The organism is Psychrobacillus sp. L4, from assembly GCF_042944905.1.
In the GTDB taxonomy this organism is placed as follows: domain Bacteria; phylum Bacillota; class Bacilli; order Bacillales_A; family Planococcaceae; genus Psychrobacillus.
In genome coordinates this window covers 2,059,730-2,077,338 of record NZ_CP168496.1, presented here as the reverse complement: position 1 = coordinate 2,077,338, position 17,609 = coordinate 2,059,730, and the positions used below count along the sequence as shown (strand labels likewise).

Here is a 17,609-nt window from a genome sequence, read left to right as displayed (position 1 = left end):
GTATGTCTAAAAATCGGTTTTCTCCCAATGCTCGTTTCAGGTCTTCTCGATATAGGCTACTATCTCAATACAAATTTACCTTAAAGTTATTAATCTCTTGAAATTCTAAAAATTTTAGATTGCGGTGAATAATTCAGGGTAAAGACAGATTTGATAAAAGCACATGCATTCTTTAATATTCAGTACTTGGATAGTCAAAATAACATAATTTCATGGGTAGACAATCGCTATAGTAAATTAGCAGGTAAGAAAGATTGGACACACCGTCAAGTTACATTTAAAACACCTAATAATGCAGCGAAAATTCGTGTATATTTAGAAGTGGAACACAAAGATGATACTGCCGAAGGACAAGCGTGGTTTGATGCAATCCAATTAGAAAAAGCAGAAGTTTCTTCTAGCTTTAACCCAATCCTAAACAGCAGCTTTGAGGGGAAAGATACTAACTGGACAGGAACTGGTGGTAAGTTTGACACTATTTCAGATAATGTGTTTGATGGTAGCCAATCGTTACAAGTAATCAGAAATACTACTTCGCAAGGGTCTAGTATTTATACACAAAGGATCAATATTGGCCAAACTACTTCCAAACAGCCTATTCCTATTACGTTAACTGGTTTATCAAAAGCAAGTAATGTAATAGCAAATGGTGATGAAGTGAATAAAGAAGACTATTCTATTAGCGCTACAGTGAATTATACTAATAAAAACAAAAAAGTTTTTTACTCAGATTTTCCTATTGGTACACAGGAATGGAACCGTTCCGCTATAAGTATTCCTGCATCCGAACCGATTGATTCAATTGATGTTTCAATAATTTTTAAGGGTTCTTACACAGGAACAGTTTGGTTCGATGCGATTCGTTTAATCCAAGGCTCTGTAGTTACTAAAAATAGCTATGACAGTAACGGATATCAAAATGGAACAGAAGATGAAATGGGATATAAAACATCCAGTGAAATAGATGATGTCGGAAACAAAAAAGAAGAGACAGATGCAAAAGGGACGATAAAGTCTTACAAGTATTACGCAACGGACCTTTTAGAGTACCTTCAACTCACTAATGGTACTTCTATTCACTACGAGTATGATAAAAATGGGAATATGAAATCGAAATCTATTATCGATAAAGTGGATAAATCACAAGTATTTAAATATAAATACGATGCGTTGAATAGGCTAATCAATACAAAAGGTCCATTTAACGATGTCACAACCAATGAGTGCGACTCCATTGGAAACAAAACGAAAACAGTCTTACCAACAGGGAAAACGATCCAATGGACGTATGACGGCATGGACAGATTAAAAGGTTTAACTTACAACAACGAATTATACTACACATTTGACTACGATAATAATGGGAATGAAAAGTCTGTTACTTATGTAAAAGAAGGCAGAAAAAAAGAGAGAGACTATGATACTTCTAACAGAGTCACAGCATTAAAGGATCGTGGTGGTCTTCAGCAGTGGACCTATCCTGAGGACTCAGATAAGTTGAAAGGATATACTTTTACTCATGGAGCTTTCACACAAACAAATAACTACACGTATAATCAACTAGACCAGAACACAATCATGACAGCAGGCGGTTACACTTATCGTTTTGACTATAATGAAAAAGGAAATGTCCAAACATTCTCTACTGGGAACGGTGTAGGGTCAACCTTTAATTATAATGAACGAGGTTTAGTAAGTACTCTAACAGTGGGAACAGCAAGCGGAGAAGACATTTTAACCGAAAAGTACTCCTATGACGCAAATGGTAATCGAACAAAAATAGAATATCAAGGTGATAAAAATACCTTTGTTTCTTATGAGTACGATAAACTTGACCAATTGGAAAAAGAAATATTACTAGATAAAAAAATGAAAGAATACTCTTATGATGGCTTTGGGAACAGAGTGAAAGTAACTGTAACAGAAAATGGTCAAACTACAAGTCAAACCGCAGATTATAATATTGCCAACCAATTAACACAATTTGGCGATGAAATAATATCTTATGATGCGAATGGTAATCGAGAAAAAGACGGTAAATACATCTATAAATGGAACGATGCCAATCAGCTAGTTTCAGTTACAAAATCTGGAGAGACTACTCCGTTTGCCACGTATCTTTACGATGAAAGTGGAAAACGAATACAGAAAAATGTCAATGGAACAATCACAAATTACCATTATGATGGGGATAGCATAGATGTCCTGTATGAAACAGACGAGAAAAATAATGTAATACGTTCTTACACATATTCTGCAAGCGGTCAAATACTTTCGATGAAGAAAGGTACACAGACCTTCTTCTACCATTACAATGTTCACGGAGATGTCATTGCATTAACTGATCAAAGTGGACAAAAGGTTGCTACTTATGTATACGATGCATGGGGCAATGTATTAAAAGCAGAAGAATCAGACCTAGTGAAAGACAACCCTTATCGATATGCGGGTTACCGATATGATCATGAAACTGGTTTGTATTACTTGATTGCGAGATATTATCAGCCGGAACAAGGTGTATTCTTATCTTTGGACCCTTATCCTGGCGATAGTGAAAACTTACTTTCGCAAAATGGATATAATTATGCCAATAATAATCCAGTGATGAATGTGGATCCGGATGGGGAGTTTGCTAGTGACCTTGGAGCTAGATTGAAATATGGGGCAGGACAAGCACTCAAAAAACTATTAGAAAGTTGGGGAATCCCTTTAAACCTCGGTGAAAAAATAGCTGGTTCTGCATTATCTTTTATCGGTGGTGGATTATATTTTTCAAAGCTTGCGAATAAAAAGATTAACTCTTATACGGCTTATAGGACTGAAGTGGGAATCTTTTCTAAGAATTTTAGTAATACTCTAATAAACTTTGCAAAGAAAAATTTAGTAAAAGCACTAGGTAAAAGAGCGGTTGGTATGATGATTGGGGGCTTAGGAGGGGTTTTAATTCAAGAGATTGCTACATTCGCTTACTGGACCCTAGTATACGCAACAATAAAATATAATCCAAAGAAATGAGGCGAACTTTTTGATATTTTTTAGTACAGGCTTATTAATAGTAGGGGTTATAATTGCAATAATAAAAAGAAGTATATATCCATTCATTCTATCACTTACCTATGCAAGTGTTGCATTACTATTTGATTTTTTTCAATTAATTCTTAGGTTTTTAGGAGATATTTGGGTATATCATCTGGCTATTCCTTTTATATTAACATTGATAGCACTCTATATTGCAGACAGAATAATTGGAAAAATGAATTGGAAGTATTAATAAATCAATTTTATTTAACTGAATCAATTTCATAAATCATCTTTTTTAAGATTCTGGAAATGGTTGGGTTAAGCACGGAGATACCTGGGTAGATTTTTGGTGGGGATTCTGTTCACCATGTTATAAAGGAGACAATGGTAACTATGATGCAGCATTGAAGTATGGTGAAACACATGAATACACTATTAATAATTAAGTGAGGGGATTTATCCCCTCACTTATTTCGTTATTTCTTGCAGATTTTTTCATTTTTTCAATTGGAACATCTTTAGTCTCCTCTACATCCAGGACTTTAAACACTTCTTCAGGCTTATCACTAAAAGGTTGGTTCTACGTCAAGATTTTGGACACAAAAAGATTAAGTTTTTTTGTTCTGCGCAACCACCATTCATGGAGTGTTCCACATCCCGAGTAGCCCGTCAAAGTGAAAAGAGCCTTTGACCGCCTACTCGGGATGTGGAACACTCCATGGAAGTTGCGCCCGAAAAATGTGGAGGGGAAAGAATTCTTTATCCCCTTGTTTTACACCGCTGCACGGCAAATTTTCTCATAAGCATCTGGTGTTAAATAACCAATGCTACCATGTATTCGCTTCCGATTGTACGAACCTTCGATGTACTTAAATAGGGCAACGCGAGCTGTTTCGAAGCTGTCATAACGTGTTCGGTAAACTTCTTCTTTTTTGAGTGTTGCGTGAAAGGATTCGATACAAGCATTGTCATATGGGCAGCCTTTTCTACTAAAAGACGGAATCATCCCGTGCACTTTCAGTTGTTTTTGAAAATCTTCACTAGTATATTGCGTTCCTAAGTCGGTATGCACAATCAGCCCTGGTGCTGGATTTTGGTCTTGCACAGCGTTTTCCATTGCTTCAAGCACGAGGTCTACGGTAATCTTGCGACCAAATTTATAGCCAACAATCTTTTTAGTATGTAAGTCTAGCACCGATGACAATTAGCTCCAGCCATCACGCAATGTATGAATATACGTGATATCGGCAACCCATTTTTCATTGATAGTCGTCGTGGTAAAGTCTTGTTGAAGTACGTTTTCACGCTCTTCCACTGGTTTTTGTGCGGGTGTCGGACGGTACTTTTTGGTAATAATAGAACGAATGTCTGCTTTTTTCATAATGCGTTGAATACGATCAATGTTGCCGGTGTATCCTTATTGCTTGAGTAGTTCGAAAATTTTGGGTGCATCATAACGTCCCTCACTTTCTTTGTGAATGACACGAATGCGCTCCAATAATGCTTCGTTGGCGACATGATAGTTATTTGGTTTCTGATGAAAAGACTGATAGTAAGTACTTTTTGGCATCTTTAAAATACGACACATCAGTTGGACTGGGTGATGTTCGCTTTCATTCTTTATATGGTCGATCAGCTCTGTGTCATCTATTTTTGCGCGAATATGGTCATAGCCTTTTTTAGGATTTCAACCTCTTGTTTTAATCGAATATTTTCCTTTTGAATCACAGCGATGTCCGCTGCAGTTAACTCTTGTTTTTTATTTTCCAATATGGTTAAGGAAAGAAGGATTAACTCAAAAAAGCTGAAAATCAACCCATAGCAGCTAGTTAGACGAGGAGATTGGTCTGGTTTCGAACTAGTTACTAATGTGATAGATGATCCACCTAGTGTAATGTTCAGAAAAGGACGAGTTCTGAGCGCTGAAAAAGATGAGGGAAATTTCGAATTGTATTACCCACTTTCTCCAAATAAAGCATGGCACTTTTCACAAGCATAATATATAGGTAAATCCTACACTGTAGAGATAGATGATAAAGAAGTAAATAGATATAACAGACTTATTTTAATGCTTGTGAAGAACAAGTTTTTTCATCTAAAGGGAAATTTTAGAGGACTTGCGTAACTTATAAAAAAGCAAATAGTAAAGTATCACTAGTAATGAGATTCACATTAATATTTACAAGCTTATAGATTTATATTTTAGACATACGATAAAATTAAATAAAAACTTATAAACTATTTTAAAAAGAATACGGAGATATCATAAATGGAAAATAATATTATTCTACAAGAAATAGTTGATTATTATTTGCAATCGAAAGACTTTAATGGGCTACCAGTTTATCGAATGACTAATTAAGATAAAGAAGAATTATTTAGTCTTATTGACAACCCCCTCTGTTAGGATAGAAGTCGTAAGAGGCGAACGTGGTATGATTAAGTAAATTACACGGAGGTCGATCACTATGACGAGAAACAATGGTACACGTTACACGCAAGAACGAAGAACTGAAATCATCAAACGAATGATGCCACCAAATAATGAATCAGTAGCCCGTATTTCTAAAGAAGAAGGTATTTCCGAAGTGACCTTGTACAAATGGCGAAAGGAAACCAGAGCAGCTGGATCTGCAACGCCAGGTAATGGACAAACAAGCGACAAATGGAATAGCCAGGACAAATTTTTAATCGTGATGGAAACGTTTGCGATGAATGAGGTAGAGCTAGCAGAATATTGTCGTAAAAAGGGCTTATATAGAGAAGAGATTGAAGCTTGGAAGAGCGTCTGTCTTCAAGCAAACGGCCAAGCATTTGATCAGGCGAAGCAATTAAACGTGCAGCTAAAAGAAGAAAAGAAACGTGCCAAAGAATTAGAAAAGGATTTACAAAAGAAGGAGAAAGCATTGGCAGAAGCCGCTGCATTACTACTTCTTCGAAAAAAGGCCCAAGCGATTTGGGGGGACGACGAGGACGAATGATTGCCCCATCAAATCGCGCTCTAGCCGTAGAATTAATTCAAGAAGCCAATCAAAACGGTGCGCGATTAGCGAAGGCTTGTCAGGAACTAAACATTAGCGTACGGACGTATGAACGGTGGGTGGGTGGTGGTGGCGTGAGGGTTGATCAGCGACCACTTACAAAACGAGAGGCGCCGAAAAATAAGTTGTCACCAGCAGAAAGAGCGGAAATTATCACCGTTGTGAAGCAAGAAGAATACGCAGATGTACCACCGACACAAATCGTACCAAAGCTTGCGATAAAGGAATCTACCTTGCATCAGAATCAACCTTTTATCGATTATTACGGGAAGAAAAAATGCAAAACCATCGAGGTCGTAGCGGAAAGCCAACGCATAGAATTCCAGAAAGTCATTTAGCAACAGCGCCAAATCAAGTGTGGACTTGGGATATTACATGGCTTGGTGGACCGGTGAAAGGTTTATTTTATCGACTCTATTTGATTCTTGATTTGTTTAGTAGAAAAGTAGTTGGGTGGGAAGTTTGGGAAACAGAAGAAGCTACTTATGCAGAAAATCTCGTGAAAAAAGCGATCATCAGCGAAAAAATTCAAGGTGCACCACTTGTGTTACATTCCGACAATGGTAGTCCGATGAAAGCAGCGACATTCCTTGGATTACTGGAGACATTAGGCATTCAAAGCTCCTTTTCAAGACCACGTGTGAGTAACGATAATCCGTATTCAGAAGCGATGTTTCGGACGCTCAAATATCGACCAGACTTCCCACACAAAGGCTTTGATACACTTGAAACAGCAAGGAAATGGTCTCAACAATTTGTTCATTGGTACAACGAGATGCATCTGCATAGCGGGCTCAATTACGTAACCCCCGTTCAATGTCACACTAGAGCACATGTGGCGGTATTAGAAAAACGAAAAGAAGTATATGAATCAGCGAAAGCGAAGCATCCAGAGCGTTGGGCACGGGAGACGAGAAATTGGGCTCCACATGAACAAGTAGCGCTCAATCCAATGCGAGAAGAGGAAAAAGAAGTATTGGTTAAAAAGTAGCCCCCCCTTGACCTGGTGATTGGAATGGAAAGAGCGCTCTTCCTTTCGATTCCAATCACCAGGCCAGCAAGCGCAGCGCGGTAGCTTTGACTGAACTTGGGGTTTTATAAAAGTTACCTAGAAATTTTAAAAATACTAAACTAGCTAAATGCGACAACTGTATTGACAGACACCGCTAATGATATTGATAAACAAAGATATTTTGCGGCGATGTTGACATTGGCTATTCACGTTTATGGTAACAATAAATATTAATTTATAATTGACAACCTTTATCATTTAAAATAGAATAAAAAATAGTTAAATGATATTGAAAATCGTTATCAATTATACTAATATAATTTAGGAGTTATCTTATGGGGAAAAGTCTATTACTCAAAATTTCAATCCTTCTCTTAATATTTGGATTTGTTGTACATACACCTGCATTAGCAAAAGGAAATTCTGGTGAAGATTTAAAGAAGGCTGAAGAATCAATTGATAAAGCGATTGAACTTGCTTCGAAAGGGAATCTTCTAGAAGCAAAAAAAGCTTATGATGAATTTAATAAAACCTGGAGAGAGATAGAGGAAGGAATCAAATCTGATTCAGTTGTGGCTTATCGAGATATTGAATCGAATATGGGAAAAGTAGTTTATGCCTTTACTTTAAAAAAAGAGGACCAAGTTTTAGAGGCCCTACAGGGTTTAAAAGCATTAAATGAAAAAATAGCTAATGGAGGGTATCCACAAGATTCTGGTTTTAAGAATGAAGACATTTCTTTAGATGATTTTATTCTAATTCTTCAACAAACCAAAAAAGAAATAAGTGCAAAAAATCAAGGTCTTGCTCTTGAAAGCATTAAAAATGCTAGTAACAGCTGGTTAAGTGTAGAGGGAGTCGTTGTTGCACAATCTGCTTCAATTTATAATGATTCAGAAAGAGATTTGGTAACAGTTCAAGCCATGCTTGCGGCCAATCCACCTGAATATGAACAAGCTAATAAAGTTATTTATAATATGGTAGAATATCTAACTCCATTAGCTAACAAATCTGAATACACGTATTGGGATGCAGCTATGATTCTTATTCGTGAAGGTTTAGAAGCATTACTTGTTGTCATTGCTCTTATGTCCTTCGTAAAAAAATCAGGCGAGGCAAGAGGAAAAGGATGGATTTGGACTGGAGTATTAGGAGGTTTGGGAGTTAGTATAATTCTTGCACTCATCGTTAAGTTTGTGATTTCATCTGGCGCATTTGGTAATAATAATGCTCTAATTGCTGGATGGACTGGGGTATTTGCAGCTGTAATGTTATTATATATGAGTTATTGGCTTCATAGTCAATCGAATATCGCGGATTGGAATCGCTATATTCGTGAAAAAAGCCAAACAGCATTAACAACTGGAAAGCTCGTTTCGTTAGGTGCTCTTGCCTTCTTAGCAGTGTTTCGCGAAGGAACAGAAACGGTCTTGTTCTATATTGGTATGGCAAGTCAAATAAAGTTACAATCTCTTTTGTTAGGCTTTCTAATAGGTGCAGTAATACTTGGAATTTTAGCCTATTTGATGATATTCGTCGGGTTGAAATTACCACTTCGACCTTTCTTCATGGTCTCTAGTGTGATTGTTTTTTACCTTTGTGTTAAATTCACTGGTATGGGTATTCATAGCTTGCAATTAGCTGGATTGATTCCAACTACTAATGCTCCAAATATACCAAGTTTAAATTTTTTCGCTCTATATCCTTCATGGGAAAGTACCATTCCTCAAATGATTTTAGTATTAGGGGCAGCAAGTATCATCTTATTTAAACAAATCAAAGAAAGAAATAATTTCAACAAACAACAATAATTAAAAAGAGAGCGGGCATCGATCATGAAAAAGGTAACATCAACGATATTAGCAATAGTTTTTGGATGTGTATTAGTTTTATCAGGATGTGGATCTAATAATAGTAAGGTCTCAGAAGGTGTCAATAAAATGCTTGATACGACTAATCAATTGTCAAATGCAATTGATAATGGAGACCAAGAAAAGGTGAAAGAAGTTGGTCCAAAATTAGAAGACCAATGGAAAACATTTGAAGATGATGTGAAAAAAGATAATAAAGATCTTTATAATAAAATTGAAAACTATCTTGACCCAACGATTGCAGGATCAGAATCTTCTGAACTTGATAAAGACGCATTAAAAACATTAAACGATCAACTTACTAGTGCTTTGAAAGAATTAGCTGACAAAACAAAATAAATTCACAACATAAAAAGTCGAATCTCCCTTTAACTGATATAGGGAATCGACTTTTTATGTTTGTCTTGTTAAACAACTACAGCGTTTCTCAAGTTTAAACAACACAGAAAACTGATTATGAAGAATATATTGTTAAGCAGATTCCAGTTTGTTGAATATTAATTTAAGAATACAAAGTTCAAGAAAAAGTCCCTAATTACGGGACTTTTTCTTGATGTAAGACAAACCTTAATGAATTAAGTATGAAATCATTTACATTGCCTGTTAAATCAAATTAACTGTGAAGGTCGTTCCTATGCAACCAATGATAAATAATTGGGATAATAATAAAGCTATTAATTGTCGAAGTTATCATACCACCAATAACTACGATTCCAAGCGTCTGAGAAATGACCGTATCACCACTATGTGAAAGTGCAAGAGGTAATAGAGTGAGTATGGTTGCTGCAGCGGTCATTAGAATAGGTCGAATTCTAGATAAGCTAGCATTTATAACTGCATCTTTTAAATCCATTCTATTTGTTCTATTTCTTTCCATCTTGTCAATCAAAACAATTCCATTTGTTACAACAATTCCAACTAGCATTAACACACCAATAAGTGCTGCTAAGTTCCACTCGCCACCAAATAGAGCCAATGCAATGACTACTCCACTAAGAGCTAGTGGGATACTCAGTAATACAGCAAGTGGAGATTTCCATCCTTTAAACATAACAGAAGTAATTAATAATACTAATAGAATTGAAAAACCAACAGCCACTGACATATCGAAAATCATATCTTTGACTTGCTGAGATATTCCTCCCATTGAATAAGTAACTCCATTTGGAAGTTCCATATCACTTAGCACTTTATCTACTTCTCTAGAAACTTTATTAATGTCATTAGAAGTGATTTGAGCTGTTACTACTGAAAATGGCTGGCCATCCCTAACGCTAATTGTTGATGGTGAAGAGTCTTTACTGATTTTTGCTAATTGCTCAAGTTTAACTCTACCTCCGTTAGTAGAGTTAAAAGTTTCAGCTGATAGAGATGCCAAAACTTCTTCTGGAGTTGCATTTATTTGAACGGGAGCATTCTCACCTGACGCAATTTGATCTGCAAATACATCTACAGGTAATGAAATGTGATTTACAGACACTGTTACATCTTTTGTATGCGCCATATACCTATTAATGACCTTTAAAATGTCTGAAACTGTAACTCCATTATTTTGAATGGCAACGTGATCAAGGGTTATTTTATATTTTGGTAATCCATTGGTTAAATCAATCTTCCCATCGACACTTAAACCTGAAATAGTTGCTAATTTTTCTCTAACTTTTTGAGCTGTCTGATCAAGTGTTCCCAAATCGGACCCACTTAAAAGTATTCTCATTTGAGAATCATCACCAGAAATATTTTGACTTGTTACAGTATAAACAACCTTATCAGACAATTGGGGCAAATCATATTGTAAAGATATAATCATAGAATCTGCATCCTTATTGTCGTTTAAAACAACTGCTAAATTTGCAACCGTTGGACTTTGCAAAAACCCACCCCCCTGATCAAAAACATCGTCACTTTGAGGTGTCATTGTTGAACCAAAGCTTGCAGAATATGATTGAACCTTTGGATTTTCTTTTAATGCAAGTTCAATTTTTTGAACCTCTTTATCTACCTCTACGATTGTACTGCCTTTAGGTAGTTCAGCTTTTATGGCGATTTGACCAACTTTAGCACTCGGTAAAAAGCTCACCGGAAGAAATGCTGCATAAGTAGCGGACAAAACAAAAATAGTCATAGAAACAAATATCATTAATTTTTTATGCTTGAAAGCTGATGTTAATAACGGCTTCATTTTGGATTCCATAGAGACCGTTTTTTTCTGTGAAGCAGTGCCCTTCCATCCGATGAAAGCTAAAGCTGGTATAACTAACATGGCAACCAAGAATGAAATTATCAAAGCGATTACCACAGACCAAGCAAAACCACTATAAGAAGCACTAATAATTCCTCCTACAAATGCAATTGGAATAAAAACTGCTATTGTGGTTAATGTGGAAGACAGAATTGCTGGCAACATTTCCATTACCGAAGATGATAATAGTGGAAGCAGTGCTTTCTGACTTCCTTCTTCACGCTTTCTGTACATATTATCTAAGATAACAATAGAGTCATCAACGATACGTCCCATTGCAACGATCAATCCAGAAACAGTCAAGATGTTCAACGTAATGCCCATAGATTTTAGGATGGCTGTTGTTCCTAATAATGAGATAGGTAAAGAAATAGCAATTAGTAAGTTAGAGCGAACATTTCGGAAGAAGAAAAATACACATATCATGGAGAAAAGACAGCCTAGCAATCCTTCTCTAATTAAACTTTGTAAAGAGTGATTTAATTCTTTCTCTCTGTCTAACAAGATATTGAACGAAACATCCCCTGGATTGACTGAGGCTAATTGAAGATGGCTAACACGTTCCTTTACTTGCTGTGCTACATCTGTAATATTTGCTGAAGGAGTCTTAATAACATTTAATTGAACACTTGGCTTTCCGTCGGTACGTGAAACAGTTTTAACATCATTTAAGGAATGAGAGATTGTTCCGAAAGCAGTTAAAGAAACGGCTTCTCCTGCTGAGTTTTTAATTGTAATTTTGTTCATTTGGTCTTCATTTAATGATAATCCATCAACGGTTAATGGGATGGATAATTGGTTATGAACAATATTTCCTATTGGCAGTGAGGGAACAGAATTTGCGAATGATTTACTTATATCATCTAGAGTCAGACCGTTTTTCACTAAATCTTTCATTCGGACTGTTAATACGTATCCATCTTTAGCACCACCAAACACAGTTACATCGGAAACTCCTGGAACCGACTTAAGTTGTTGTACTATTTCTTGTTGTGCAGTTGAGCGAAGTGTTTGCTCATCGAGTTTTTCACTTGTTAAACTGTATGACAGTATGGGAAATGAACTTGTTGTGAGTCTTGATACGATTGGGCTTGATGTAATGGGGGGTGGAATATCCGCATTTGCTAAAGCCTTATTTACTTGATCTTCCGCAAGTTTCATATCGTAGTCCATCGGAAAATATAGACTCATTAATAAACCGCCGTCATAAGATGTTGATTCAACATTTACTAGACCATCTGCTGTACGAACAGCACTCTCCAGTTTATCTGTAATTTCATTCTTCACCTGTTCTGCTTGATAAGAAGGTACCCTCATCGATACAGAAAGGGTTGTGTTATTAATTCCGGGTAAGTAATCACGTTGCATTTGATAAGCTGAAACACCTCCCCAAATCACTATAATGACTACAGAGACAATCATTAAGATGGCTCGTTGCATCGTTCCTTCAACCATTTTTTTCATCATTCTTCCTCCTAATTTTCAATAATTAATAAGCCAACTGATGAAGCCTGGACCGATAATTTCACTATACAAAAACAATCTGAATTTAAACTGATTGAAAGATTAAAATTCCATTAAAATTGGAATAGTGAGCAGACATAGTGCTAAATTGTATGTAAGAGGAAGTAAGTAACTTGAAATCTTTGAAAAGTAACTAACGAATAAGAAATATTAAATTACAATGGTTAACAAGTTACTAAAAGGAGTGGTTCCAATTAAACAGCGTATTTTGGTAGTGGAGGATGAAATTCATATTGCTAAGATCTTAAAAATTGAACTTGAGTATGAAGGATATGAAGTGGTAGTTGCTATCGATGGGAAATCGGGCTTGGAAGTAGCATTACTGGGGAAATTTGATTTAATTTTATTAGACGTTATGTTACCTGTGATAAATGGCCTGGAGATTTTGCGAAGAATACGAAAAGAGAATAGTAGGATACCGGTCATTCTGCTAACTGCTCGCAATATGACCATGGATAAGGTAACAGGTTTAGATCAAGGGGCTAATGACTATATATCGAAGCCTTTCGAAATGTTGGAACTACTGGCTAGAGTTCGTTCCTGCATTCGACAGAATTCTAAAGCCGATGCCATTAACGACTTTGATTCCCTATTAGCCGTCGGAGATTTAACTGTTAGTCTTGAAACTAGAGAAGTGACAAGAGCTGATTCCAGCATATTCTTAACCCCTAAGGAATTTGATTTGCTTGTGTATTTACTGAACAATAAAAATAAAATCGTAACGAGAGAAAATATATTGATAAACGTATGGGGTTATGAATTTGAAGGCGAAACCAATATCATTGACGTGTATATTCGACATTTAAGAAAGAAAATTGAAGAGGGATTTTCTACTACCCAAGCAATCATCCATACTGTAAGGGGAGTTGGGTATACAATAAGGGAGATTTAAACAAATGAAAATAACTACTAAAATAAACTTTATTACTACTGCTTGGATCCTTTGCATTTTGCTTGCAGTAAACACCGTTGTTTTTTTTTCCTTTATGAATATTACCGTGAATGTGGAAAAAGAAGGGATACTTGAAAAAGCACATAGTATTATAAAAGATATTAAAATGAGTGATTCTAATGAGAATATACAAACTAAATTAACACCATATCTAACCTCTCATTCGTATATCCGGATTATTCAACCCGATTCACAAGTTGCAAGTGAAGTTTCAACTGATAATCAGATGGCTCAAAAAATGAACAGTGAATTTTCACCAAAGCAATCTATCGAAAGGCATACTATTAGACAGACACAGGGAGAAGAACAAATATTAATTGTAAAAATGCCCATTGAGTCTAACGGACAGGTTTTGGGTACTTTAGAACTTGGGGAAAGGTTAATGGGGCTAGAATTGGGGAAGGACGTACTTTTATGGATTCTTGCGTCTTGCACCATTTTAGGGGGAGCATTAGCGTTGTTCGGTGGAAGATGGTTATCAAATATCATTATGAAACCAATTTCTTATATGATTGACACAATGGAAGATATTGAACAAAGTGGAATTCCTAAAAAAATAGTAATTCAGAAAGAAACAAAGGATGAACTTCAAAAGATGGCTGTGACCTTTAATCGTATGATTGATAGGCTATATTCGAATTTAGATAAACAAAGGCAATTTATTTCAGATGCTTCACATGAATTAAAAACACCTCTCACTATTATTAAAAGTTATTCAGATCACTTACTTAGACGAGGGGTTAAAAATGAACAGTTTGCCCTTGAAGCTATTGAATCAATCCATTCCGAGACAACTAGAATACAGAAAATGACAGAGAGATTTTTAGATTTAGCCAACTCGGAATTAGATGAACCCTTAGATACAAAACCAATTAATTTAATCTCATTGTCTCAAGAAACATTTAAACTATTTAAAGAAATTTATAATAGAGATATTTTTATCCATTTTAATGATGCGCCAATTTCTATTACTGCGGATGAATTAAAGGTAAAACAGGTAATTATCATACTACTGGATAATGCATTAAAATATAGTACGGATAATATCAATGTTTATTTAGATCAAAATGAACAAGATATAATCATACGAGTGGTCGATTACGGAATAGGTATAGCTGAAAATGACCTTGAGAATATATTTGAACGTTTTTATAGAGTGGATAAGGCAAGAAATCGTGAAACAGGAAGCACAGGACTTGGTTTATCAATTGCGAAGAATATTATGGAACAACATAACGGTAAAGTTGAAGTTAAAAGTATCGAAGGACAAGGAACCGAAGTAGTGTTGTCGTTCCCAAAAACAGGGAAGAAATAAATGGATGTTTGATAATAATTTATGGAGGCTCATTGCAATAGGTAAATTGTTTATGAGGAACCAACTTCCAAGTGATGCGTCTGCAGGAGATGTTTTTGGTGGTGATTGGTTAGGTTTTTGTATTATTTTACTCGGAATTTTGCGACTGTTAAATTCCATGGATTCGAAATAGATCAGTCAACGTGTATGAAATGAGAGATCTTTAGCTTGAAGATCAACAACATAGAACGATTTTATTTAATCGTATTTAAGAGATTTTCTTCTTGAATACGTTTTTTTGTTTCATTTTACTTGTTATCCACTATTCCTTGAGACATATTCCAAAATTATTATCTATGTTGTTTCAAAGAATGAAGAGACAAAAAGAAATTGTGCGTGAATATGTGTCATAATAATAATTAGAAATCATTTAATTTTCCTACGTTACTTTTCTGCATATTTTCTTCACATTTTTTCTCTATACTATTTTTTAAGGAGAGGGGCGAGTGTTTGGTTGAACAGGATATCCACTAAGGTAACAGCATACTTTTTTATTGCTGTATTAATAATGGAATCATTTCTTATTTTTTATCTTCATCGAAATATCATTAATACAAGAATTCAAGAAGAGTTTTCCCGATTATTGGCAAGCGGTTCAAATCACAGGGATGTACTGGTAGAAAACTATTCAGATACAACGATGAAACATATCGTATTGATGGAGAAAAATGAAGACAGGGAAGTCATTATAACCGATAATAATGGAAAAATTATTCGAAGTTCTGAAGAGAACATTGCTTCATTAGAAGAATTACTCCCTTTATTAAAAGATATTAATCTAAAGAACGATGAGATATTGGTTTCAGACTGGAAAGAGTCACCTTATATTATTAGTGCACATCCATACGAAGTGGATACAAAACAATCGGGTTATATTGTCATGTTTCAAAGTACACATTCAATAAAACAATTGGTTGAAAAGTTGAACGTTCATTTCGGAATGGCAGGAGGAACAAGCGTTGTACTACTTTTGATTATTTACTCTTCACTATCTAAAATTCTTACAAGGCCTTTAATTCGAATGAAGGAAGCAACTGAGAAATTAAGCAAAGGAGAATTTGATGTAATTCTTCCATACATAGGTAAAGATGAACTTGGGGACCTATCAGGTTCTATTCAAAAGCTTGCCAATGATTTGGAAAGGTTAAAGACAGAGAGGAATGAATTTCTTGCTTCAATTGCACATGAATTAAGCACGCCTTTAACTTATTTAATTGGATATTCGAAAATAGCTATGAGAAAAGAAGTGGGGGAAAAGGAACGAGAGCACTATCTAGCAATTATTGCCGAAGAGTCAGATCGAATGAAGGAACTTATTAAAAATTTATTGGATTTAGCGAAAATGGATGAAAATACTTTCACTGTGACAAAAGGTTATTTTGAGGCACGACCGTTTTTTGAAAATATTATAAAACTGGTTGACCCTTCTTTTGAACTAAAAAAACAAAAGCTCCATTTTGTGTGTGATAGTAATTTTCAAGTTCATGCTGATTCATTACGAATGGAGCAAATTGTGCTGAATTTACTGGACAATGCGATGAAATATTCTAAAGAAAATACAATCGTTACATTGGAAGTTCAAAAAAAAGATAATAAAACAATCTTTTCGGTAATGGATAATGGAATAGGGATTCCATCTGATGAAATTGATTTTATATTTGAGAAACTATACCGTGTTGAAAAATCACGTTCACGTTCTTTTGGAGGTTCGGGAATTGGACTTTCCGTTGTTAAAGAGTTAGTTGAAGCACATGGCGGTAACATTGAAGTTAGAAGTACTTTGGGAAAAGGAAGTACATTTACGGTAACGATTTAACAGAATTTGTAAGGGGAATAATCGTGGAAGAATGACACGAAATTTGAACGTAATTACGCCTAGGCGTAATTAATTAGGAGGCCTTGGGGATTCATGCGGTCGATCTTATTAGTTGATGATGAACAAAGGATGCTGGATCTAATTGAATTATTTCTATTGCCACTTGGATTTAAATGTATCAAAGAGTCGAGTGGGAAGAAAGCGGTTGAAATCCTTAAAAATGAGAAAATTAGTCTTGTACTATTAGATGTCATGATGCCTGAAATAGACGGGTGGGAAGTTTGTAAGAGAATACGTGAATTTTCAAATTTACCCGTTATTATGCTAACAGCGAGATCCGATAAGTTGGATCTAGTTAAAGGATTAAACACAGGTGCTGATGATTATATTACGAAGCCTTTTGATGAAAGGGAACTGGTTGCAAGAGTAAATGCGGTTTTGCGTCGTATCTCTAACGAGGAATCGCAACAAGAACAGATTATTTACGAGGAGTTTGAGTTAGATAGAGAAACATTTTCCTTACGTTATAAGGATTTAATCGTCCAACTTACTTTAAAAGAGTTTCTTATAGTAGAAGCGTTAATTTCTAGACCTAAAAAGACGTTTACAAGGGAACAACTAATGGATGCTGCTTGGGAATATGATACATATACAGATATACGGACGGTGGACTCACATATTCGCAATTTAAGAGAAAAACTAAAAAATGCTGATTTTCCTATTGATGAATTTATCAAGACCGTTTGGGGAATCGGATATAAATGGAGCTAAAGGAG

Annotated in this window: 9 protein-coding genes and 2 pseudogenes; 9 read left to right on the top strand and 2 right to left on the bottom strand. The window is 35.5% G+C overall.

Annotated elements, in window-relative coordinates:
* The first annotated feature begins 150 nt into the window (after positions 1-150).
* Entirely contained in the window at positions 151-3,015 is a 2,865-nt protein-coding gene (locus ACEPXG_RS09930; RefSeq protein WP_391201581.1) for an RHS repeat domain-containing protein, read from the top strand.
* 778 nt (positions 3,016-3,793) lie between these two features.
* On the opposite strand, the pseudogene ACEPXG_RS09925 reads toward ACEPXG_RS09930, so the two are convergent.
* A pseudogene (locus tag ACEPXG_RS09925) lies at positions 3,794-4,923 on the bottom strand (IS3 family transposase).
* A gap of 566 nt (positions 4,924-5,489) precedes the next feature.
* Here ACEPXG_RS09925 and ACEPXG_RS09920 point away from each other — a divergent pair.
* The 3 genes and pseudogenes from ACEPXG_RS09920 to ACEPXG_RS09910 all read left to right on the top strand — a co-directional run bounded on the left by ACEPXG_RS09920 (position 5,490) and on the right by ACEPXG_RS09910 (position 9,284).
* Positions 5,490-7,053, top strand: a pseudogene (locus tag ACEPXG_RS09920) (IS3 family transposase).
* 356 nt (positions 7,054-7,409) lie between these two features.
* On the top strand, positions 7,410-8,885 hold the full coding sequence (locus ACEPXG_RS09915; RefSeq protein WP_391201578.1) for an FTR1 family iron permease: 1,476 nt from the start codon (positions 7,410-7,412) through the stop codon (positions 8,883-8,885).
* A gap of 24 nt (positions 8,886-8,909) precedes the next feature.
* Positions 8,910-9,284, top strand: a complete 375-nt coding sequence (locus ACEPXG_RS09910; RefSeq protein WP_391201576.1) for a hypothetical protein — start codon at positions 8,910-8,912, stop codon at positions 9,282-9,284.
* A gap of 274 nt (positions 9,285-9,558) precedes the next feature.
* Here the strand turns inward: ACEPXG_RS09910 and ACEPXG_RS09905 are convergent, their stop codons facing one another.
* Positions 9,559-12,654 carry an efflux RND transporter permease subunit gene (locus tag ACEPXG_RS09905; protein ID WP_391201573.1) on the bottom strand — a complete coding sequence of 1,032 codons (3,096 nt, stop codon included), beginning with the start codon at positions 12,652-12,654 and terminating at the stop codon, positions 9,559-9,561.
* A gap of 250 nt (positions 12,655-12,904) precedes the next feature.
* Between ACEPXG_RS09905 and ACEPXG_RS09900 the strand changes: the two genes are divergently transcribed.
* The 5 genes from ACEPXG_RS09900 to ACEPXG_RS09880 all read left to right on the top strand — a co-directional run bounded on the left by ACEPXG_RS09900 (position 12,905) and on the right by ACEPXG_RS09880 (position 17,604).
* A complete protein-coding gene (locus ACEPXG_RS09900) occupies positions 12,905-13,603 on the top strand; it encodes a response regulator transcription factor (protein WP_391209869.1) in 699 nt (232 codons plus the stop codon).
* Positions 13,604-13,607: 4 nt separating this feature from the next.
* Entirely contained in the window at positions 13,608-14,978 is a 1,371-nt protein-coding gene (locus ACEPXG_RS09895; RefSeq protein ID WP_391201571.1) for a sensor histidine kinase, read from the top strand.
* Positions 14,979-14,982: 4 nt separating this feature from the next.
* A complete protein-coding gene (locus ACEPXG_RS09890) occupies positions 14,983-15,150 on the top strand; it encodes a hypothetical protein (RefSeq protein WP_391201568.1) in 168 nt (55 codons plus the stop codon).
* A 321-nt stretch (positions 15,151-15,471) separates the two neighbouring features.
* Complete coding sequence (locus tag ACEPXG_RS09885; protein WP_391201564.1) at positions 15,472-16,833, top strand: sensor histidine kinase; 1,362 nt, start codon at positions 15,472-15,474, stop codon at positions 16,831-16,833.
* A 93-nt stretch (positions 16,834-16,926) separates the two neighbouring features.
* Positions 16,927-17,604: a response regulator transcription factor gene (locus ACEPXG_RS09880; protein ID WP_391201561.1), complete on the top strand. Its 678-nt coding sequence runs from the start codon at positions 16,927-16,929 to the stop codon at positions 17,602-17,604.
* Positions 17,605-17,609 lie beyond the last annotated feature (5 nt).

Bases quoted from the DNA above. Each gene is read 5' to 3' on its own strand.
- ACEPXG_RS09910 (WP_391201576.1), top strand. From the start codon at position 8,910: ATGAAAAAGGTAACATCAACGATATTAGCAATAGTTTTTGGATGTGTA.
- ACEPXG_RS09915 (WP_391201578.1), top strand. From the start codon at position 7,410: ATGGGGAAAAGTCTATTACTCAAAATTTCAATCCTTCTCTTAATATTT.
- ACEPXG_RS09880 (WP_391201561.1), top strand. From the start codon at position 16,927: ATGCGGTCGATCTTATTAGTTGATGATGAACAAAGGATGCTGGATCTA.
- ACEPXG_RS09905 (WP_391201573.1), bottom strand. From the start codon at position 12,654: ATGATGAAAAAAATGGTTGAAGGAACGATGCAACGAGCCATCTTAATG.
- ACEPXG_RS09890 (WP_391201568.1), top strand. From the start codon at position 14,983: ATGTTTGATAATAATTTATGGAGGCTCATTGCAATAGGTAAATTGTTT.
- ACEPXG_RS09895 (WP_391201571.1), top strand. From the start codon at position 13,608: ATGAAAATAACTACTAAAATAAACTTTATTACTACTGCTTGGATCCTT.